Below are 21,374 nucleotides of genomic sequence, written 5' to 3'. Positions count from 1 at the left end.
TAGAGAATGTCTGAAAAAAGTCAAACAAACAATAATTCAGTAATTTCCTTAACAGTTGGTATTCTATCATTATTAATACCTATTATTGGTTTAATCTTAGGGATAATTGGAATAGTATTTTCAAGGAAAGCTGTAAAACAAATTAATAAAACAAATGAAAATGGTAGAGGATTAGCCACCGCAGGTTTAATTTGTAGTATTGTTGGAATTATTATTCAACTTTTTACAGTCCTAGGGTATGTTGCCTTCTTTTCTTTAACTACATCTGGAACTGCTTTCGTTGGTTAATTAATAATGCTGCTGCCACATTATTTCTAATTAATCGCTGCATATATACAGGTGTCGATGGTCTTGATTCTACCCTAGAGGTTTAACAACCAATTTAATAACTTCTCCCCTTTATTTACCAAATAAAAAAGGATTAGTCATTCCTATGAATTTATGCTATACTTTGTCTACCATTTGCTTTACGTTTCATATGACCACCCCGCTCATCTGCTGAGTGGGGTGTTTTTATGCCTATCGGGCCATATCCACAAAAAAAAGACTCTGCAAGAGAGTCTTTTTATCTATTGGTTAATATTATGCTTTACGAACGTTAGTAGCTTGGGGTCCACGTTGACCTTGTTCTACTTCAAATGTAACTGCTTGACCTTCGTCTAAAGATTTGAAACCTTCGCTTTGGATAGCTGAGAAGTGTACGAATACATCGTCCCCTGCTTCGCGTTCGATGAATCCGAATCCTTTTTCTGCATTAAACCATTTCACTTTACCTTGTTCCATTGTTGTTTCCTCCTCGTGTGCGTTGCACACATTGTGTTACTATCCTTGCTCAAATCTTCAAGACAAAAAGTTTAACACTTCATAATCCTACCGATAAACAAAAATAATTCTTTCTTACTATAACAAAGAATCTTTAACAATGCAATTACAGGTTTATGGAAACCAAAATAGGATTCCCTTAAAAAGCTATTATATGAAGAACGCATGTTCGAATCGATAAAATCCTTTATGAAAGATGAACTTTCTCAAAATGTTCAACTGTGGGAAATGGGTCATAGTAATGGTGTAATTGCTTTTTCCATTCTTGATACTCAATGGATTGTCTAAAACCAACTGTATGATTTTCTAATGTTTCCCACTTCACCAATAATAAATATTTCCCATTCACTTCCAAACACCGCTGCAATTCGTGGGATATGTATCCTTCCATTGAAGAAATGATTTTTGACGCCTGGCGAAAGGCATCCTCATATTCCTCTTCCATCCCTTGCTTAACTTGAAGCATCACGGCCTCCACTATCATCGAATCTCCCCCTTATACCTGCAAGCTCTTGATCATATTGTACCAAATGACCCCACCATGCACAGAGGTTGATACACCTCTGTTTTGGTAGCCAATATTTTCATAAAATTTAATTAAGTCCGCCTTACAAGTTAGTGTAATCGTTTCACGTCCCTTTGCCTTCGCTTCTTTTTCAATATGTGAAAGTAACGCGGATGCCACACCACGTTTTTGAAAATGCGGTGACACTGCTAATCCTAAAATACTTTGATGACCGCCAGATGCTGGATTTTCCTTTAAATCACTAAACAGGTCATCGGTAATATATGCTTTTTCAATGACAGGTCCATTAACCAAACCGACAATCTCGCCCGTTGCCTCAGCCACAAAGAAACTATCCGGAATGACTTGAATCCGCTTTTCAAACGCTTCCTTTGACGCAGCCTCTTCTTTTGTAAAGCAAAGCTGCTCTATGACTATAAGTTCAGCTAAATCTTCCATTTTTACATTTCGAATTTTCACCATTTCCAATACTCTCCCAGAAAAGTAATTATAGTTTCATAAAGAAGAATTTTTATATTCAATTAACCAACAATCTCGATATTTTCCTTCGTGGAATTCGTGTTTTGGGAGTAATCGAATCTTCTTAAAACCACACTTTTCGTAACATGATAATGCGCGTAAATTTGTTAGTTGAGGGTCCATAATCACCCGTGTCGCTTGTTTCTGCGCAATTAAATACTCCACCATCGACTTTACAAGTAATGTCCCAATTCCTCTGTTCCAATATTCGGTTTCGCCAATGAACTGGTCCATACCAAAAACTATTTCTTCCTCATCATAATCATCAATTGAACTTGTTGACTCATTTACATGATAAATCTGTATGTATCCGATACTTATCCCTTCGTACTCGACCACATATCTAAAAACTCCATTCTCCCGATTATAAAACTTCTTATTTACTTTTTCCAAATCAATCGGATTGTCCCGCCCCTCATAAAATTCAAGAACGGAAGGGTTCGAAAGCCATTTAACAAGTAAATACTTGTCCTCTTGCTGCAATTGGCGCACTTTGATTTCTTCTTTTTCAAATAACATAAACATCACCTCATTTAGGTTTCAGTTAATCTTCCTTGAATTTAAAACTAGTTTTTCTTAGTATAATATAACTGCGACATAGATAAATAATTTCAATAGTTAATTTGAAAATTTCACGTTTAACTCCCATTGCCCCAAGGGAAAGACATAGGGACAGGCTCCTTATCCCATTTAGGGACACTGGCTGGCGCCAAAAATATGTTTATCTAGTAGGACACAAGGAATATATAGTTTAAACACATTAAACCACTGTTGGACAATATAAAAGGAGAGATATTCGTGGATAAGCAATTGAATGACCAAGAAATAGCAAACCATATTTATAAAAACGGTGATTCCCTAACAAGTTTTGATGATTTCAGGGAATATTTGAGAGGAAAAGTGGATTTAGGTAAAAAACTAGGGCTGGATGAGGAGCAATTAGCCAATTCGGCGCAAAAAGTGGCCGATTATCTCGCCGATAAGCAGTCACCGAAAAATTCTGAAGAGCGGTTGTTACAAGAGCTTTGGAACGTGGGGACTGAGGAAGAACAACACAAACTGTCTCATATGCTTGTACGTTTAGTACAGGAATAATGGAATAATATTAAAAGAGCACATCACTTATTAATATTTGTGATGTGCTTTATAGTTTTACTATGCTCAATGGGTTTAAAATTCTTCGTATTCAGCAGGATCTTGATTGTTAATTCTGCCATCCGCCCGAGTTAATCCTGAAATCATGCTCATTTCTGTTCCATCTAGGGAAAAGTCAAAAATAGATATATTTTCGAGTTGTCGTGCAGGAGAGGCAGATTTAGGAATAGAAATAGCCCCAAGTTGATAATGCCAGCGTAAAATGATTTGTGAAATGGACTTGTTATGCTGTTCGGCAATCTGTTGAATCGTGTCATTTTGTAAAACCTCTCTTGCTCGCGCTAATGGACTCCAAGACTCAGTCTGTATGTTATTCTCTTCATGCCATTTTCTTTGTGGTGCTTGATTGAAAAATGGGTGTAATTCGATTTGATTCATGCTGGGTTTTACCCCAGTTTCGTTTTCTAAGCGCTCTATATGCTCAGGTAAGAAATTACAAACACCGATGGAACGGATAAGGCCCTCTTTTTTAGCGTCAATTAATGCTTGCCACGCTTCTACATATGTATCCTGTTTAGGGTTTGGCCAATGTATCAAATAAAAATCATAATATTCTAGATTTGCTCTATATAATGATTCTTGAATGGTCGTAACCGCTTGGTCATACGATTGATAGCGGCCTGGCAGTTTGGATGTAATTTTTAAATCTTCTCTTGGAACAGAACTTCGTCTAACGGCCTCCCCTACCGTTCCTTCATTTTCATAATTATATGCAGAATCGATAAGACGATAGCCGATATCAATTGCACTTAGAATAGAATTGACACCTTCATTTCCCTTTAGTTTATATGTACCCAAACCGATCACCGGCACTGTAATCCCATCATTTAGTGTAATTTCCGGAATTGTGCTACCCAAAATTAATCACTCCTTTTAATAATTTTTTCTTACTGATAAAGCAGCTGCTGCAATACTTACAGATGCAATCATATTTAACTTCATATTCAAAAAACATAAATACGCCATTTTTAATTGCAGCCATAACGATTGTTTATATCTCCAGTTTCTCCATATCTATGACTTTTTTCAAGTATCCATATTCTTTTTGATCAAGAATATCTACTTCATGATTTGTTGCAAGGAGAATTTGATCTCTGCATTTGGATATTCTTTGGATCATGGGATGGATCGTTAAAGTCGATAGATTCACAAAATCATATAAATCGTTTAAGCAAACCGGTAATTTATAGCCCTTTTTGCTGCTGGCAATTAATAAACCGCTATCACGCAGCTTGGAAACAATATTGGAGCGGAAATAATGAGGATTTATTTTTACATCTCTGATGGCATTGAGGTTATCTAACACTTCTTCTGTATATACATATTCATCAGGATTTTCCTTCAGATTAAACAGCAGAAACTTAAGAAAATCAAGTCGGAGCTTTTCATCATCCTCCTCACTCTTTCGCTGCTTTTCTATATATTTATAGGCTAGATTAACTGCCTGTTTGATAATAACCTCGTCATATTTTGAGTGATGATTTTCTGACTTAAAATCAAAAAGAAAGTTTGTATAATTTAGGGGTAATAGATTAATGGCGGCGAATTTATTCTTTATGATGTTGAAAAAGGAACGGTAATAGTCAGAAAGCTGTGTTTTATCATATCCTTTTGCAAGGATCCCCGTCATAAGCTTTGCCAACTGAAGCAACAGATCGGACTGACCATTATTGAACCCAAATGTGGAATAATTAAATAGGTCGGGAATACTTCTCGTCCTGATATAATTTTTAAATTCGCATATAAATAATTTCGTTTCCTGGTCATCAGCTGCAAGATCAAGCTGTTCGAAGGTTCTGCTTAAGTCATCATAGATCGCTCTATTTAAAAACTTAAGAAAAGGCGTTTTATATAGGATTCCACTGTCTTCACGTTTTTTTCTCTTATCGATGACATAGGCATAGACACGAAATGGCAGCACTCTTACATCATGCAAAATTTGCATACCTAGAGTAGGGTTCGTGTCGAATATGTTGGATTTTATTACGTCGCCTTGAAAATACCTTTGTTTAATCTGTTCCATTTCGGTCTCAATCAACACTTTATTAGATTCTTTTACAAGAATAGCAACGATAATAAAGTGGCTTGATACATTCTCTGTTTCAAAATCAAAACGATAGTCCCCAGCCTCATCTATAAAAGCATATTGGATCTCATCCATTCCTTACACCTCGCCCATAAAAATGAAATTTTTCTCCTTCTTTACAAGTTCAACAAAATTTCATCTTAACCTTCTATAAATGGGTATTTTTTAATGCTTATTTCCTGATGATTGTTTCTTTCCTAAATTCGCCCATTGGAAGGGAATGGTTTGTCTTTGATGTCTTTCCTCAGAATCGAAAAAAATTTCGTATCTCTTAGAGTCAAAAGCTCCCCCAAAAAAAGAATCATATGTTATGTTAATTAATAAAGATGTTAACCAATTTACAATTAAAGTTTACTTTTAAATCCAAGGGAGTAAACACACTGGGGGAAATTTATGTATAAGCTGCGAGGACATCATCTATTTTGCCTTCTAGGCTATCGGGGAATGGGCTATTCCCAAGAATACGTAGAAAATATGACGCGCTTGCATCAAATCTTGAGAAACAACCCAAAAACGCTGATTCAGCTCGTAAAGGGACCTGATGAGTTGTGCGAAAAGTACCCTAACTCAGGCGAATACCATTGCCAAAACGACCAGATCTATGAACGAGATGCCGTTATTTTAGAAAAATTGAACCTTAGAATCGGCCAAATTCTGATTTGGGACGACATTGAGTCCCGTATTCGAAAGCATGTCGTTCCCTCCGATATTCAAGTAGTTTGCGAAACTTGTTCTTGGCGTTCTTATGGGGTTTGCGAGGAAGGAATTCGAGAGATTCATGAAGGAAAGGGCTTAAGAGAAGTTCAATAAGCCCACATTAATTCGATCAATTTTATATAAACATAATATAAAAGTCAGATCCTCAGTGTAGCACGTCGTGGTTCTCCCCTCTTTAAAGCAAGGAAAATAATAGCTTCCCCAATTATTCTAGAGGGGTAGGTTTGGTTCCAATTACGATCGTAGCGTCCAGCTCATCATTGTGTGCTAACTGAGGTATTAGTCCGTATTGGCTAAAGATTTCAAAGGTCTGATGTGCCTGCATTTGGCTTGTCTCTACTAATAGATGCCCGCCCGAATCCAGCCAGAGAGATGCTTCTTCTGCCACTCTTCGCTGAATATCAAGTCCGTCATCTCCTCCGTCAAGCGCCACCTTCGGTTCATGTAGACGTGCGTCCTGGGGAAGCAGCTTGATTGCCTTGGTAGGTACGTAAGGTGCGTTTGCTACTAAGACATTGACTTTCCCACGAAGTTTGGCTGGTAGTGGTTCATAAAGATCACCTTCATAGACGAGACCACCTTGGCTAGTAACATTGCGGCGGGCACAACGCACTGCGGTTGGGTCGATGTCGACTGCATACAACTCAATAATCCCCCCCAGAGCTTTGGCTATCGCGACACCCACCGCTCCAGTACCACAGCAAAGGTCAACAATTATTGCTCCAGAAATAGAAAAGGCAGCAGCCTTTTGGACCAGAAACTCAGTACGGCGGCGTGGGACGAAAACTCCTGGGTCTACTGCTATCCTGATGCCGCAGAACTCCGCCCAACCAAGAACATGTTCAAGGGGTTTGCCAGTTATTCGAAGATTAACCAAAGTGAAAAGGTCATCCAATGTCCGAGCCTCAGATATAAGAAGATTAGCCTCTTCTTCTGCGAAAACACAACCGGCGTTCTGAAGTTTCTCGATTATACTTTTTTTAATTTGGACATCAATATCAAAATTAATTTGCTCTCCTATAAATACCACCCATTCCTTATAACGGTTATTATAGGAAGTTCGTTAAAAATTGGAAAAGTCCTTCTTCAACCTGCCAGGTTAGAGAAATAAAAAAAAGGTCGCGGCAGCCACCTCTTGTTGAACATAAGCAACGGTTTGTTTAATAATTTCTATACAAAAACAGAAGTATATAACTACCTGCACAAAGATAAAGTGCAACTTGAGTTATGACATAAATTAAAACTTCAAATAAGGTTAATTTTCGTTCTCTCTTAATTTTTTTAAAATGTCGATAATAATAGAATGAACATAGGAGTAGTAGAATTCGATTATTCCGCCGCTATAGCCTGTGCTTTAGTTAAATGAACCGTACCAGATGGATGTTGTGGTGGAGCATAAATAGAATAAAGTTTTAAATGGGTATTGCCCGTATTGGTTACATTATGCCAGGTGCCAGCAGGTATCATAATGGCAAAATCATCATAAACTTTTTGAACAAAGTTTAAATGATCTTTTCTCTTGCCCATTTGCACAACCCCTTTACCTTGTTCAATCCGTAAGAATTGGTCAACGTTAGGATGAATTTCTAAACCGATGTCTTCACCTACATTAAGACTCATCAATGTAACTTGCAAATGATTTCCTGTCCACAAAGCTGTACGATAGGTATTGTTATGCTTCGCAGCCTCATTAATATTGACTACAAATGGTTTCCGCCCATAATCTTTTACCTTATTTCTTGCGTCATCAAAAATATTCCAGTAATCAGGCTGTCTTATATAATTATTATACATTGGAACATTAGGTTGATATGGGTATGGATACACCCAAGGGGTATAGTACATCTTATTCAATCCCTTCACAGATTTATATAAATTATCGTATGCACTATTTTATGGGAATGTACTTATGTGCAGGGCGAACTTAGCCCAAAACAGTTGGTCAATTTAAAAGAACTATTGAACAAAGTTTAAACACAATCTTGCTTTCACAAATAAAAAAGAGCTGCCGTAGCAACTCCATACTCAATGCCTGAACCCTTGGTTGATAAAAAAAATGCCATATCTTATGATGCTACTTTCATTAAAACTCAAATTTTACGGGTCTTAAAAATAAATCTTTTAATGTTTCTTTTGCATTTTTATTCTCGAATATAATCGCATACAAAGCATTACAATTTGGAAGTTGAACGTCATATTGTATGGATAGTTCCCTCAACAAAGCAATCCATATCAAAAAAGACATAGCTATGCCCTCTAAGCGTTGCTTGGCCACCCGTTTGTTTAAGTACATTACTTCACATATTCTTCTTTGTGTTCTTTCGGTTTTCTTTCGGTTTTCTCATTAGCGCCCATAATGCTAAAACAAAACAAATCATTAGAATTATATTTAGGCCCCAACCGAAACTATCAATATACTGCATTACCTCTCCTCCTCAGATATGTTTTGTTCACTTTAGCATGATTAATGTTCTAGTTGGTTGTTTTCTACAAAAGAAGATAAAACGTTACAATTTTCTATCAAGATCCGTTTGCTCACTGTAACTAGTAGTATGTTAAATAACTTAGTCGCAGTAGCGGAAAATGCTTCATTACACATCAGTCCGGATTGGAAAATTCGTATCGTAACAGGTGAATATAGCATGTTTTCTGGCTATCACTATTGCTTTGAAATCCAGGCTGGGCATAGAAATCAAATAAAGTAAATTGTTAAAAATACTGTTGTCCAATGGATAGCAGTATTTTTTTTGCTATTTTAGATGGAATAAATGGTAAATAGGGTCAGACCCCCAGTGAGCTAAAGCGTTAGCGTGTCTGGGATCCGAACCTATAAGTTCTTAGTAACAAAAATTATGGTTCAAACTTTTTCATAATCGCATTTAACCTATTTTCGATTTCCTCGCGTTTTAATTCTTTTGCTTGTTTTTTTAAAAAGTTCCTCAAACATCATATAATTTGTATACCGAAATTGTGCTACTTCCTTCGCGTAATTTATCCATATCCAAGTAATGATGGATACAGAAACAACAGAAAAAAGCATTAAAAGGTATGGATGTTATTTTTCAATCCAAAAAGCGTTAGGAAAAGATTTAAGTACTAGCCCTCATTCAAGCAATTATCAAGTTTATTGCGAAAATAATAGCTTCCCGCATTTACTCTAGAGGGGTAGGTTTGGTTCCAATAACGATCGTAGCGTCCAGCTCATCATTGTGTGCTAATTGAGGTATTAGTCCGTATTGGCTAAAGATTTCAAAGGTCTGATGTGCCTGCATTTGGCTTGTCTCTACTAATAGATGCCCGCCCGAAGTTAGCGAGAGAGATGCTTCTTCTGCCACTCTTCGCTGAATATCAAGTCCGTCATCTCTCCGTCAAGGGCCACCTTCGGTTCATGTAGATGTGCATCCTGAGGAAGCAGCTTGCTTGCCTTGGTAGGTAGGTAAGGAGCGTTTGCAACTAGGATATCGACTTTACCACGCAGCTTGGCTGGTAGTGGTTCATAGAGGTCTCCTTCATATACGAAACCACTTTGGCTAGTAACATTGCGGCGGGCACAGTGCACTGCAGTTGGGTCGATGTCGACTGCATACAACTCAATCCCCCCCAGAGCTTTGGCTATCGCGACACCCACCGCTCCAGTACCACAGCATAGGTCAACAACTTTTGCTCCTGGAATAGAAAAGGCAACAGCCTTTTGGACGAGAAACTCAGTACGGCGGCGTGGGACGAAAACTCCCTGGGTCTACTGCTATCCTGATGCCGCAAAACTCCGCCCAACCAAGAACATGTTCAAGGGGGGTACCAGTTATTCGAAGATTAACCAAAGTGAAGAGGTCATCCAATGTCCGCGCCTCAGACTTAAGAAGATTAGCCTCTTCTTCTGCGAAAACACAACCGGCGTTCTGAAGTTTCTCGATTATACTTTTTTTAATTTGGACATCAATATAAAAATTAATTTGCTCTCCTATAAATACCACCCATCCTTTATAAGGGTTATTATAGGAAGTTCGTTAAAAATTGGAAAAATCCTTCTTCAACCTGCCAGGTTAGAGAAATAAAAAAAAGGTCACCGCAGCAAACCGTTTGTTTAATTATTTCTATCCAAAATTCCTATCCAAAAACAGAAGTAAATAACTACCTGCACAAAGGTAAAGTGCAACTTGAGTTATGACATAAATTAAAAATTCAAATAAGGTTAATCTTCTTTCTCTCTTAATTTTTTTAAAATGTCGATAATAATAGAATGAACATAGGAGTAGTATGATTGCTGATAATTGGAATATATTTTCCAACAAACGAACCAAAAAATCATCTCCTCATATTAATAATATATTCTTTTTCATTTAACTCTTCTGTTCCTACTTCAATAAAAAAGCACTGCTTATTGAATAAATCTGCCCAATAGCACAATAAGAAAAAGTCTCCGAAAATGGCAGATGGTTCTTTAACTCTTGCCGCCGTTAGCATAAGTACATTTCGTCACAAACCTTTTAAAAAATATGACCTAAAAAAATCAGCTATTGTCCAATTAAGTTATAACGCCAATTATTGCACTGCATAAAGCTTCCTGGGGGATATTCAAATTCGCACTCGGAAATACACTGAAAATCAAGCTTTTGACAAATTGCATTAGAAGCAGGATTATCAATCGATGGGAATGCGTGAATGTATCTATATTTGTTATCACTAGATGCTTCTTCTATTGCTAACTTAACTGCTTTTGTAGCTATACCTTTCCCTTGATACGAGGGTAGAACGCTCCATCCAGTTTCATATACACTTTCAATATTCCAAGTAGTTTGCCAGTAACCAACAGAACCTACTGGTTCTAATCCTGATAACAATACAATGCTGTACATACGTCCTCTATTACCAAGCTCAAGATAACGTTTATGTCGGTTCAAAATCTGCTCTTTACTCTCTGGACCTCCAAGATGTTGCATCATTTCTGGAGCATTTATACGAAAAAGTAAATCAAGGTCATTATCTTCCCAAGGCTTTATCTTAATGATATGTTTACTTCCTTCCAAATTTTCTTCATCTCCTCACTAATTATTATTTACTCTTTCTTTACGAAATCTAAAACTCCTCTATTTAACGCTAATGTTGTTTAAATAAACCTGTCCGTTACTTAAATTAGAATAAACGATGCCTCGTTATTGAAGCATCGCACCAGTTAGTTTAAGAAAGAATATTCGACTAAACCTCCACTTTAGTTTAATCCACTTTTATCCTCCCATAAAATAAACAAAGTGCCAACTTCTCTTTAATAGAAATTGGCACTTTGTTTATTCCCTATACTTTATCGTGTCGCTTTTGGCGGTTGGCACACGTCACATTTACGTTGGTTATTATTTTTAAATTTCGTTAATGTTTTTTCAAAGTTGCTACCACATGCACATTTAAATAGTAACTTTTGAGAAAAACCGTTATATTCCGTCGTTAGCAACTTACTTTCCGAATTGCTCTCAACAAATTCATTAATTTTACCAATCGTCCATCGTTTATTCATTCTCTTACACCTCCATATTTTATCGCTTGCGGAGGCTTTTCTTGGCATCCGTTCAATTGTAAGTAAAAGTAGAAATTATCCTAAGTTACTTATTATAACATGAGATGGCACTCAATTAAACAGACGGAAGGTACCTTATTAAACTAAACTGCTTTTTATATACAGTATCAGATACAAAACCTTCGAATGGTGCGCCATTAATCTTTGTTTATATGTATTCCTAGATAAGCGTTTAAGTTCTTGTCTTGGAGTCCCTTTCGGTGTATTTGGCAATTAAAAAATGATGTATATAGCAGTATGTTTTATGAATGTAAAAAAAGCCAAAAATGCAAATTGTGCATATAAACTTGCATAGCATATTAATTTTATTGATTACTATGTTAAAGCACCCAATAGTTTAAGTACATTTGTTCACAAACTTTAGATTCATCTTCAATTATTACAGGAATGCTGGACCGTTTATATTATAAGAAAAAGATCTCCTCGTTATTTAAGAACGCAACTTTTTGTACAAAAAAAGACCACCCTTATTATTTAAGGACAGCATCTGTTAATTTATGTGCATATTTCTTTCAAAATAAAAAAGCTAACTCATTCAAGCGTTTCTGATATTACGTAAAGAAGTCAGTCTTCTTTCACTTTTGGAACTAAGTATTCTAACTATGTAATCTTCATAGTCGAATGGTGTTTATTCCTGACAACTCCCACCGCTAAAGCAGTGAGGTTCTAGGGTATATTGGCAAACTTGCCTAGTACACTTCTCAACGATACCCTTATCTTCGCCAGTGACATGATTAAATTGACTCGCTTTTATAGCGTAGGTATCTATTTTCTTAATGGATCGTCCTTGATAGCCTAGTTTTCGGTCAATAATTGTGAGGAGCATGGCTGGGGCATGATTGGCGATTGATTTACCAAACCGTTTCTTGCGGTTAATCTTGCCATTCTTCTTGTTGCGGGTTGTTTTCTTTGTTCGCTTTTGAAGCGACTGAAACCTCATGGTTTCTACTCGTACATCAGAACCTAGTGCAAGAATATCATTCGCTAACTTCTCATGCGATATTTTTCGCCGGACAGCCATTTTCCGATACCATTCTTTGCGTATTTTACGAAGTTTCTTGTATCGGTTGGAGTATTTCCATTCTAAGCGACCCTTCTTAATCGTGCCATCTTCCTTGAAGTTGTCCGTATTAGTCGCTCGTTTCGACCGATCCATTGTACGTTGAATACGTCCTAATTCGGCTTGATCCAAATGGCATTCTGGTGCAAGCTCACGAAGTTCAACGGTATTTTCGCTGCTAAATGCAATTGTAGAGGAACCAATGTCAATCCCTACACGTTTGATTTCATCATTCGCAACTTTTCGATTACGTTTTGTTGGTGGATAACCTTCTTGAATAAGTTGTACAAAATAGCGAACTTTCCCCCGTACTTCACGTTTCAAGATACGCACATACTTTGTCTTATCCATAAAGGCTAGGTGAGAATATTCATCATTGGCTTTCGATTCAATCGGCATACACAACCAATTCTTAGGGTTTGGACATTTCTTGGTTGGCTTGTCGCCCCATAGGATATTGCCGTCTGCATATCTCAAGCCCGTTTTGTTTGATTTATTTTCAACAGAAATATTATCATCTAACTTTTTGAAGTGGACGTTTCGAGCCTTGCCAAAATGTAGTTTCTCTACTGATTGAAACGCTCTTGTCGCAAGTTTTTGTGCTTCAAAGCTGCCGATATTTTCCTTGAATTTATATTGAACTTGTTTCACGAAATCGTGCAAACCATATTCAGAAAAGCCGCAGGCTAAACGTATCTCTGAAAGTTGATGATCACGTCCTTTGGACTTCGGTTCTTTCAGCAGCCTGCGATATTCTTTATCAGCTTTTACATGTTTATGGCGTTTGAGAGCTTCACCTAGACAAGAATTGTAGACTGTACGAGCAATCTTAAATTTCTTCTCTAATCGGTGTTTTTGCCAAACGAGAATGTTTAGCGGAAATTCAATTGTATAAGTTGGTGTACTCTTTCTTGCCATAGGATTCAGCTCCTTTCTAGTTACGCCTTTTTTGATTTTCAACGTATCGCTTAATCGTACTCTACACATTTCCAAGCAGCGAATACGAAACAAGAACATATATTCGCCATCACCTTAATTGTATCAATTTTTATAAATTTCTAAAACAATTATAGGGAAATAAAGATAGTGATATTTTCAAATGCTTGAAGTACCACAAACCTTGCGGTTTCTAGTGGTACTCCGCATTTGATCTCACTCTCATCCCATGTCTAAAGACGTGCTAACGCCCTGCATGGGCTTTCTCGTTCGGAAAATCTGTAAAACAAACCTTTTTTATCTAAAAATCACGCATGTTCCAAACAAGTTCTCCATTCTCGTCCCATTTACTATGGTGGCGAATGAAACCAATCTTTTCAAGAACTCGAAAGGAAGCACTATTCCAAGAACGCACAGTAGACCACAGACGTCGCCGTCCAGTTGCGACCGCAGCTTCTATAATAGCCGATGCAGCTTCAGTCGCATAGCCATTACCGTGGACTCTTTGGAACAGTTCGTAAGCGATTTCAGGCTCTTCTAGAGTAGAACGACCGATAATTAACCCGCAATATCCAATAAAATCTCCCTCATCTTTGCGTCGGATCGTGAGTAGACTTATACCACTTTCCAGTGCTCTGTCGCGAAAACTGATAACTTTTTTGTGAGCAGCAACAAGAGTTGGCTTGGCAATGCCCCGTTCCCCAACAAGTTCCCTATACCAGGATGCATCTGATTCCTCCCACATACTCAAGTAGAGCCGTTCAGTTATTATTTCAAAATTCATTGACGAGAATTTATTTGTCATTTTATAACCTCCTTTTCAAGTCATGATATTCTCACGAGAAACATTTTATTTTACTTGGTAGTCGAAAATTAAATTAATGTTCATAAAAACATGTTTCAATATTAGTTTCGAAAAATCCTTTAATTATCTCTACTAATTCCTACTTAAAATTAATTTCAATCTTTAACAAATCTGCCCGTTATCTTAATAACTTCAACAAAAAAAGCGTTAAGCCTTCTTCGATTAACGCCCCCTTTACTTTTAGTGTAATTCTTCACAATCTATCCTGTTAAAATAAAAAACGCGACTGCCCATATTGAACAGTCACCTCAAACTTTATTTTTTTGGCTATGTTAATTCTCAATGTTGATTTTCAGCCAAAACTATAACCGCCCCGTAAAGGGCGGTTTATTAAGCTATCGTTCTTCGTTAGCGGAACACCTTGTACGACTATTTCTCCAACTCATAGCGGGCCGCGATAACGCCCGACTTGAGCGTTCGGCTGGATAGCAGCTTGAGCCTGATTTTCTCGCCGCCGCCGTCGAATACCGATTTTCCGCCGCCCAGGACGACCGGACAAATTGTAAGCAGGAATTCGTCAATCAGGCCGAGCTTAAGCAGCGTCTTCGCCGCTCCCGGGCTGCCGAAGATAACGAGATTTTTGCCGGGCTGCTCTTTGAGTACCTTGATTTCCTCTGCGATATTGTCCTTGATCAGCATCGTATTGTTCCATTCCACCTTGTCCATCGTGCCGGAAATGACGATCTTCTTAACATCCTGCAGCCATTTGGCATGCTCCATATCGTGCCTCGACGCATTCGGATTGTCCAGCACCGTGGGCCAGTAGCTCTCCATCATGCGATACGTCGTGCGTCCATAAACGGGAGCTCCGACTTCGGCTACGACCTCCTCGGCGTATTTCTCAAATTCCTCGTTGTACGGAATCCAATCGAGTCCTCCGTTCGAATCCGACGCATACCCGTCCAGCGACACATGCATGAACAATACGAGTTTTCTCATGTCCGTTTCTCCTCCGATTTCGAATTTATTTTGTTCGATTTTTTTGGCCGTTGGCCCGCGTTTCATCCTGCTGTTACGTTCATTATACATCATTAAATTACGTAAGGTTCAAGTTGAAATCTGAATTTTTTGAAGACAACATTGTTGCGCAAAACTGCCATTTACTTGAAGAAGAAAGGAGCATTTCCGTTGTTCAAGTAAAGCACATCGTTAGTTTGAGTGCACTTTTTCACAATCTTTTTCTTGATAATAAGGAATTGACTTTCCGAAAGGTGTTGGATAAAAAATTTAATGTTAATTTAATCCGCATATGTCAGGTAAATAATTTATTATTTAGGTCAATCACCCAAGAGCTTCCCTCAGAGAAAGAATATACTCTAATGCATAATGAAATGAGGGGGATAAAAGTGATTCCATATAATAATGTAAATTATATTGCCCATTCAACAGATGAAAGGATTCACCCTGGTATTGGTTTAGGGGGACCAGGCTCAGGGCTTGGTTTTTCGCCAGGACTTGGTTTTGGTGGTCCAGGCTCAGGGCTTGGTTTTGGTCCAGGACTTGGTTTTGGTGGTCCAGGCATTGGACCTGGTTTTCATCCTGGCATTGGTTTAGGGGGACCAGGCTCAGGAGTTGGATATGCTCCAGGTCTTGGATTAGGCGGACCAGGCTCAGGTTTAGGTTTTTACCCAGGTCTAGGTTTTGGTGCACCAGGGTATCCGCACCCATACCCGTACCCATACTATTACTAGAAAATTTTCTATTATTAGAAAAAGAGTTAGGGAATTGCGGATTTAAAATGCTAAGCAGTTTGATAAAAGTCTTATAAGACATTATGAAGTTGGCTCATTTGTTTCAATAAAATTCTCACTTGAATTTATGATACGCAGGACAATTATTAATAAAATAAAAAGATATCTTGTCATTTTATCGTTGGTTACAGACCTAACCAGAGCTGCAAAAACCAAAGTTTCAATAAAGTCCATACTATTGTCCCACCTTTTCTTTAAAGTATATATATTCAAGAAATTGAAACAATGTGAGTGGTCTTCTTCCTATTGTTGTAAATTCGCATTTTCCCGACCCTATCCCTTATAAAAAAACAGTTTCGTTAATGATTCAACGGAGCTGTTTTTTATCGTGAAAAAACCATACTATCAAGTTTAATTAGTCTCTTTATACCACACAAAGTTTTCCAAACCTTCATCAACTATCCCGTTACTTCAATTAGAAGAAGCATTACCGTCGTTCTAGTAATGGACCCGTTAGCCATCCTTGCAGCACAAAATCAGCGCTGCACCACAGTGAATGAAAATGGGTAGGAAGTGTCAATACTGATCTGACCTTAATCCAGTCAACCCTATTCCATAGACTTATTAATTAACTCTCTCCTCTTTTTTTTAAACGATTGAGCAGGGTCATCTTAAGTATTGTCATTTTTCTATTCTTGAAGAAACTTATTTTCATGGTAGTTTAATAGCAATAGGTAAGACTTTGATGTGATCTCCATCTTTTCCCCTGCTCCACACCCAACGTGCGACTTTCACCGCATTAGGCGTTCCATCTTAATCTTTTAGACTAAAGCAATTAAATTACAAACTTTACGAAATTGGTTTAGCTTCTTCAATTGTTTTCCATCCAGTTGAAGAATGTTCCTATATCGTTCAATCGTCTTTTCATTTGTAGCATAGATTAATCTATGTACATCTTCATGTACGATTACAAGATTGCTAAATTCATCTGTACCACCCATATGTCGGGGCAACTTATGATGACAGTGCAGCTTATCGGATGTCAAAAATTCCCCTGTTACAGCACATTTGCCTAATTGCATAGAGTACCTTGAGATTCTGTTATCTGCAAATTCTAAGTTGTCTTTGCCGTAAGGTATTTGTAACATCTTGTTTATTTCTATGGCAATGTCCACTCTGAGATTTTGATGAAGTTTGAGCCTTCCTTCTTTTGTATAGTCACATATATCTTGACTGAAGTTCATAGCATTACTTGTTTGTGTATCTCCTAAGAGAAATAAATATAAACCAGCAATTTTATATGTTTTGAAATTATTCTTATGAAGTCTCTTGTATGTTTCCGATGGATTAATTGGTTTTCCATACTTCCCAATTGATTTTAGACGATTATACATAGTTTTCATTAGACGATAGGCTATTTTTCCAAAGTCTTTATTGATATGAGTTGCGATCTTAAAGTAATTTTTAATTCCGAGAATATAAACGTTATAATCCAAAACAGTTATTGGTGTTGGCTTATTTTGAATTTCGCGAATTAAATATCTAGGTTTTTCTAGTATGCTTTTCTTCTTTTTATCTGAAATGTGTGTATTGGCTACGTATTTATTACGCTTGGATACTGCTTTGAGAGAAAAACCTAGAAAATCGGATTTTCTTTTTCTTAGATTAGTAATCGCTGATTTCTCGGAAGATATATCAAGGTTTAATTGATTTTTTAGATATTCTTTGGTGGCGTGATGTATTCTAATAGCTGATTCATGAGAATTTGTAAAAATCTTGAAGTCATCCGCATATCTGACGATATACATTTGTTTGAGATTCGTTTTCTTTAACGCTCTAATCTTACTATTAGGTGTATAAGAATGTTTTAGTTTTAAGCATTCCCATTGGTTAGCTATCCACCAATCTAAATCATTTAACACAATGTTCGATAGAAGGGGGGATAGGATACCTCCTTGCGGAGTTCCTTTAGTTGGAACACCTATGCCTTTTATTGGTGCCTTTAGCATTTTTGAAACAATGGCTAATACTCTTTTATCCCGTATACCTATACTGTACATTTGTTTAATTAATTTTGAATGGCTTACATTGTCAAAGAAACCTTTTATATCAATGTCTACTACATGATGTAGCTTCACATTATTGACTAAGAACTGACATCTAGCCATTATATGATGGGTTGACCTATTTGGTCTGAAACCGTATGAATGGTGATAAAACTTAGCTTCACAAATTGGTTCTAATACTTGTTTGAACATCTGTTGTATTAATCTATCTCTCATAGTTGGAATTCCTAATGGTCTTTTCTTTCCATTCGGTTTAGGTATTTCAACTCTTCGTACCGTTTGAGGTTTATAATTCTTTAATGCATTTCGAATTCCTTCAATAAATTCATCAACGTTTTCAATTTTATATTTATCAATCGTGATGCCACCAGTTCCAGCTGTTTTTGAACCTGTATTCGCTTTGATGTTTCGAAAGGCTAATAAGATATTGTCTTTCGATATGATATGTTCATATAGCCTTAAACCCTTTGTAGCATTGTTTTTACTTCGCTCGTAAAGGTCATCAAATATGTCTTGCATACTGTAATATTCTGCATGCCGTAAAGCTGTACTCACCGATGGATTGTGTCTCCTTCCTTGCGGAAAATCCCATCATCTTACTCGACCCTGTGAGTTTCATTAAATTGATTTGCCTTCAAAGAATAAGACTTGGGACCATCCCTCCACGTTCGTTACACGTTTGTACTATATCCCTACTTTCGCAAGAATAAAGTCACTTCGATGTTTATTTATCTTATAGACACCATCCAGATAGTAGTCTTTTAATAGTGAATGTTTCTTACTTACAACGTTCCGATTAACCTAGCTTTACATATATCCGTAGGTGCTTACTTTAAGCCTGTCAATTCTATATCCTCATTAGTTAGATATTCCGAGGTTCCTATATACTAGTCGTACTTTTCGGTGTTTGACACTGCATTTACAGCATACGTCTTTCGAGCGTATTAAATTCTAGACCCGTACATTCGCAAGTTCGTCAGTCCATCTGGACATTCTCACCTTAGATATTTTGTAGCATCCCGACCTATCATGAACCATATTCTATTTAAGAACTTAGGTACATTTCAGCCGACTTCACCTAGCTTCATACACGTTTGGACTACTACCATTCCGTGCATGTAGGAGTATTAGATAACTCGTTTCAGCTCAACATGACGGCTTTCATTCCAAGTTTCGATTAATCAGTTGTAATTGCCTTTCGGCAATCCTCCTTTTTCGTGCTTTGGCACTTATAAGGAAACGTTTCGCACAGTATATTTCTTCACAATCCCTTCTAAATTTCAACCTACAATCAATTTTCTTTAAAGGTATTGCTCCACAATATGGCCAAATTCATGAATAAGGGCACATTTCTTGCTCAAGAAATGCGCCCGATTGTTGAATAACACAATTTTGAATATTATTTATGATACGGTTCAGCGTACCTATTTAAGCGGCGGTTTTTAATAGTTCACAAACAGAACTTATACGGGAACTAAAGGCATTTTGTTTGCCGCACTAACACCACAAAATTTCACAGTATTGCGGGGACAGTCCATTATCAATCTAATATCCGAAATATCCCAAAAACTTTTTAGGTAATAAGTCTTCTTACAAATTTTTTTATTAATTTAGTATCTTTTCCCAAATAAATTTCGTACGATATATCTAAATGATATATATCTTTTAGTTAGGATGGATTACTTTGGAAAATTATACTCATACAACATATGCCATTCTTGGTATTTTAACTACGGAATGCAAGTCTGGTTATGCTATTAAGCAGCTAATCGATCGAAGCTTAAATCATTTTTGGAAAATTAGTTATGGCCAAATATATCCGACATTAAAAATAATTGTCGAAGATGGATTAGCAGAAGTCCATATTTCTTCACAAAAAGGAAAGCCTGATCGAAATGAGTATTTCCTCACTTCAAAAGGAATCGAAACGTTAAAAAACTGGTTGGAAGGACCAATTGACCAAATTCCCATTGAACGAAATGAAATTTTGCTTAAATTATTTTTTGGGCGCTATCAATCCAAGGAAAGCACAGTATTCCTCATCGAAAATTATAAGCAAAAATTAGATGCTCGTTACCAAACGTATGAAAGTATTGCACAGGCCATTTCCAAATACAATGATAATGGTGAGGATTCGTTGTATTGGTTGTTTACATTAGATTATGGAAAAAGAGTAACAAAGGCTGCAATTGACTGGTGCACCTTTACTCTTGGACAAATTTCAAAGGAGGAATAAAAATGGTCAAAAAAATCTATACTGGGCGTTACACAACTGAAAATCAAGAGGACATCGTCGTCTTCATTATTGGTATGAGGGTAAACAAGCGCTTAGCACTGCATAAGTGGCTTCCAGTATTTAACGCCATGCCGGGGATGATTAAAGAACTGTATACGAACAAAGATGCATTAGGCTTTTTATCGATGGAAAGCTATTTTGGCCTCAGAACGACGGTCATGATTCAATATTGGCGTTCAACTGAAGACCTTCTTTCTTATGCAAGAAATGAGAAACACTTGAAAGCATGGGAAAACTTCAATAAAAAAGTAGGCGCTAACGACGCAGTGGGGATATATCATGAAACTTATAAAATTAATAGCGGAAATTATGAATCAATTTATGGAAATATGCCAATTTACGGTCTTGGAAAAGCGTTAAATCATATCCCGGTTACTAAAAGCCAAAATTCCGCTCGTGAACGGCTTAATAGTATCGAAGCGAAAAAAGACTAAAACCCTTAAAACTCCTCCAAATCCATTATAAAAAAATAAATCTATTACTTAAAAAGCTAGATGAATTAAGCATTAAGGGAAATAGTTAATTTAAACCGCATCTAAAGGTGCGGTTTAAATTTATTTTTGATTTGGTTTACTCCATTTTTTCGTAATAATGATTCCAACACTGTGTCATAAATTATAAATTTATCTTTTAAAATCACAAAAAAGTACTTCTTCAAGGATTTTTCAACAGAAAAGATGGCATTAACTTAAAAACCGTCTCTATTTATGATATGGCTCACTCCGATTAATCCAAAACAAACTTAAATGAAATACCAATAATATCCCTAACTCTTCCTCCACAATCTGGCCCGATTGTTGAATAAAAGCTAATGGCGATTGTTCAACTAAACTGCTTCGTTAGCTTAAGAAGAAAAAGCCACCAAATTGGCAGATGGTTCTTCAACTCTAGCACCCTTTGGTTGAACAAGAAAAAATGACTGCCGATAAGACAAGTATATCTTGAACCAACATAGTGAGTAAAACTACTTAAGCTGGGTAGTATATGTTTGGGATGGTGTGCTTTCATCATCAGCATATTCCCCATTAATAAACAAGGAAGTGAATAGATGAATCAGAGTAACGAA

General features: G+C 37.0%; 21 protein-coding genes and 1 pseudogene. 6 read left to right on the top strand and 16 right to left on the bottom strand.

The annotated features are described in order from the left end of the window. The first annotated feature begins 6 nt into the window (after positions 1 to 6). The gene (locus ACFVSW_RS09785) at positions 7 to 288 is read left to right on the top strand and encodes a DUF4190 domain-containing protein (RefSeq protein ID WP_387315201.1); all 282 of its coding nucleotides are present in this window, start codon (positions 7 to 9) and stop codon (positions 286 to 288) included. Positions 289 to 582: 294 nt separating this feature from the next. Here the strand turns inward: ACFVSW_RS09785 and ACFVSW_RS09780 are convergent, their stop codons facing one another. The 4 genes from ACFVSW_RS09780 to ACFVSW_RS09765 form a co-directional block, all read right to left on the bottom strand. Continuing rightward, positions 583 to 783 (bottom strand): cold-shock protein, encoded by a 201-nt coding sequence (locus ACFVSW_RS09780; protein ID WP_007083691.1) that lies wholly within the window; start codon positions 781 to 783, stop codon positions 583 to 585. 226 nt (positions 784 to 1,009) lie between these two features. After that, positions 1,010 to 1,306 (bottom strand): antibiotic biosynthesis monooxygenase family protein, encoded by a 297-nt coding sequence (locus ACFVSW_RS09775; RefSeq protein WP_387315197.1) that lies wholly within the window; start codon positions 1,304 to 1,306, stop codon positions 1,010 to 1,012. A 12-nt stretch (positions 1,307 to 1,318) separates the two neighbouring features. Then, positions 1,319 to 1,810 carry a GNAT family N-acetyltransferase gene (locus ACFVSW_RS09770; protein ID WP_387315195.1) on the bottom strand — a complete coding sequence of 164 codons (492 nt, stop codon included), beginning with the start codon at positions 1,808 to 1,810 and terminating at the stop codon, positions 1,319 to 1,321. A 33-nt stretch (positions 1,811 to 1,843) separates the two neighbouring features. Continuing rightward, positions 1,844 to 2,386 carry a GNAT family N-acetyltransferase gene (locus ACFVSW_RS09765; protein ID WP_387315192.1) on the bottom strand — a complete coding sequence of 181 codons (543 nt, stop codon included), beginning with the start codon at positions 2,384 to 2,386 and terminating at the stop codon, positions 1,844 to 1,846. Positions 2,387 to 2,665: 279 nt separating this feature from the next. Here ACFVSW_RS09765 and ACFVSW_RS09760 point away from each other — a divergent pair, with 279 nt between their 5' ends. Further along, positions 2,666 to 2,962: a DUF3243 domain-containing protein gene (locus tag ACFVSW_RS09760; protein WP_387315189.1), complete on the top strand. Its 297-nt coding sequence runs from the start codon at positions 2,666 to 2,668 to the stop codon at positions 2,960 to 2,962. Between the two features lie 75 nt (positions 2,963 to 3,037). Here the strand turns inward: ACFVSW_RS09760 and ACFVSW_RS09755 are convergent, their stop codons facing one another. Further along, complete coding sequence (locus ACFVSW_RS09755) at positions 3,038 to 3,880, bottom strand: aldo/keto reductase (RefSeq protein ID WP_387315186.1); 843 nt, start codon at positions 3,878 to 3,880, stop codon at positions 3,038 to 3,040. Between the two features lie 133 nt (positions 3,881 to 4,013). Beyond that, entirely contained in the window at positions 4,014 to 5,183 is a 1,170-nt protein-coding gene (locus ACFVSW_RS09750) for a hypothetical protein (RefSeq protein WP_387315183.1), read from the bottom strand. 318 nt (positions 5,184 to 5,501) lie between these two features. On the opposite strand from ACFVSW_RS09750, the gene ACFVSW_RS09745 reads away from it, so the two are divergent. Beyond that, complete coding sequence (locus ACFVSW_RS09745; RefSeq protein WP_387315180.1) at positions 5,502 to 5,918, top strand: DUF1284 domain-containing protein; 417 nt, start codon at positions 5,502 to 5,504, stop codon at positions 5,916 to 5,918. Positions 5,919 to 6,030: 112 nt separating this feature from the next. Here ACFVSW_RS09745 and ACFVSW_RS09740 read toward each other — a convergent pair whose 3' ends face one another. The 8 genes and pseudogenes from ACFVSW_RS09740 to ACFVSW_RS09705 form a co-directional block, all read right to left on the bottom strand. Continuing rightward, a complete protein-coding gene (locus ACFVSW_RS09740) occupies positions 6,031 to 6,822 on the bottom strand; it encodes a putative protein N(5)-glutamine methyltransferase (protein ID WP_387315567.1) in 792 nt (263 codons plus the stop codon). A 332-nt stretch (positions 6,823 to 7,154) separates the two neighbouring features. Continuing rightward, positions 7,155 to 7,670, bottom strand: coding sequence for a cupin domain-containing protein (locus tag ACFVSW_RS09735; RefSeq protein ID WP_387315178.1), 516 nt, complete (start codon positions 7,668 to 7,670; stop codon positions 7,155 to 7,157). A gap of 1,307 nt (positions 7,671 to 8,977) precedes the next feature. Then, positions 8,978 to 9,754 (bottom strand): annotated as a pseudogene (locus ACFVSW_RS09730) (putative protein N(5)-glutamine methyltransferase). Positions 9,755 to 10,339: 585 nt separating this feature from the next. Continuing rightward, positions 10,340 to 10,852 carry a GNAT family N-acetyltransferase gene (locus tag ACFVSW_RS09725; protein WP_387315175.1) on the bottom strand — a complete coding sequence of 171 codons (513 nt, stop codon included), beginning with the start codon at positions 10,850 to 10,852 and terminating at the stop codon, positions 10,340 to 10,342. 272 nt (positions 10,853 to 11,124) lie between these two features. Next, entirely contained in the window at positions 11,125 to 11,334 is a 210-nt protein-coding gene (locus ACFVSW_RS09720; RefSeq protein ID WP_387315173.1) for a hypothetical protein, read from the bottom strand. A 688-nt stretch (positions 11,335 to 12,022) separates the two neighbouring features. Next, the gene (locus tag ACFVSW_RS09715; RefSeq protein WP_387315170.1) at positions 12,023 to 13,372 is read right to left on the bottom strand and encodes an RNA-guided endonuclease TnpB family protein; all 1,350 of its coding nucleotides are present in this window, start codon (positions 13,370 to 13,372) and stop codon (positions 12,023 to 12,025) included. 319 nt (positions 13,373 to 13,691) lie between these two features. Continuing rightward, positions 13,692 to 14,195: a GNAT family N-acetyltransferase gene (locus ACFVSW_RS09710; RefSeq protein ID WP_387315168.1), complete on the bottom strand. Its 504-nt coding sequence runs from the start codon at positions 14,193 to 14,195 to the stop codon at positions 13,692 to 13,694. Between the two features lie 429 nt (positions 14,196 to 14,624). Next, positions 14,625 to 15,194 (bottom strand): dihydrofolate reductase family protein, encoded by a 570-nt coding sequence (locus ACFVSW_RS09705; RefSeq protein WP_387315165.1) that lies wholly within the window; start codon positions 15,192 to 15,194, stop codon positions 14,625 to 14,627. A gap of 407 nt (positions 15,195 to 15,601) precedes the next feature. On the opposite strand from ACFVSW_RS09705, the gene ACFVSW_RS09700 reads away from it, so the two are divergent. Beyond that, positions 15,602 to 15,946 carry a hypothetical protein gene (locus tag ACFVSW_RS09700; protein WP_387315163.1) on the top strand — a complete coding sequence of 115 codons (345 nt, stop codon included), beginning with the start codon at positions 15,602 to 15,604 and terminating at the stop codon, positions 15,944 to 15,946. Between the two features lie 81 nt (positions 15,947 to 16,027). Here ACFVSW_RS09700 and ACFVSW_RS09695 read toward each other — a convergent pair whose 3' ends face one another. After that, positions 16,028 to 16,180, bottom strand: coding sequence for a hypothetical protein (locus ACFVSW_RS09695; protein ID WP_387315161.1), 153 nt, complete (start codon positions 16,178 to 16,180; stop codon positions 16,028 to 16,030). A gap of 587 nt (positions 16,181 to 16,767) precedes the next feature. Further along, positions 16,768 to 18,567, bottom strand: coding sequence for a group II intron reverse transcriptase/maturase (ltrA, locus tag ACFVSW_RS09690; RefSeq protein WP_387315159.1), 1,800 nt, complete (start codon positions 18,565 to 18,567; stop codon positions 16,768 to 16,770). A gap of 1,129 nt (positions 18,568 to 19,696) precedes the next feature. Between ltrA and ACFVSW_RS09685 the strand changes: the two genes are divergently transcribed. Next, positions 19,697 to 20,248: a PadR family transcriptional regulator gene (locus ACFVSW_RS09685; RefSeq protein ID WP_387315156.1), complete on the top strand. Its 552-nt coding sequence runs from the start codon at positions 19,697 to 19,699 to the stop codon at positions 20,246 to 20,248. 2 nt (positions 20,249 to 20,250) lie between these two features. After that, positions 20,251 to 20,742 (top strand): DUF4188 domain-containing protein, encoded by a 492-nt coding sequence (locus ACFVSW_RS09680; RefSeq protein ID WP_387315154.1) that lies wholly within the window; start codon positions 20,251 to 20,253, stop codon positions 20,740 to 20,742. The last annotated feature ends 632 nt before the right edge of the window (positions 20,743 to 21,374 follow it).

The organism is Neobacillus sp. NPDC058068 (genome assembly GCF_042885335.1).
Classification (GTDB): domain Bacteria; phylum Bacillota; class Bacilli; order Bacillales; family Cytobacillaceae; genus Neobacillus.
This window is presented reverse-complemented; position numbering and strand designations above follow the sequence as displayed.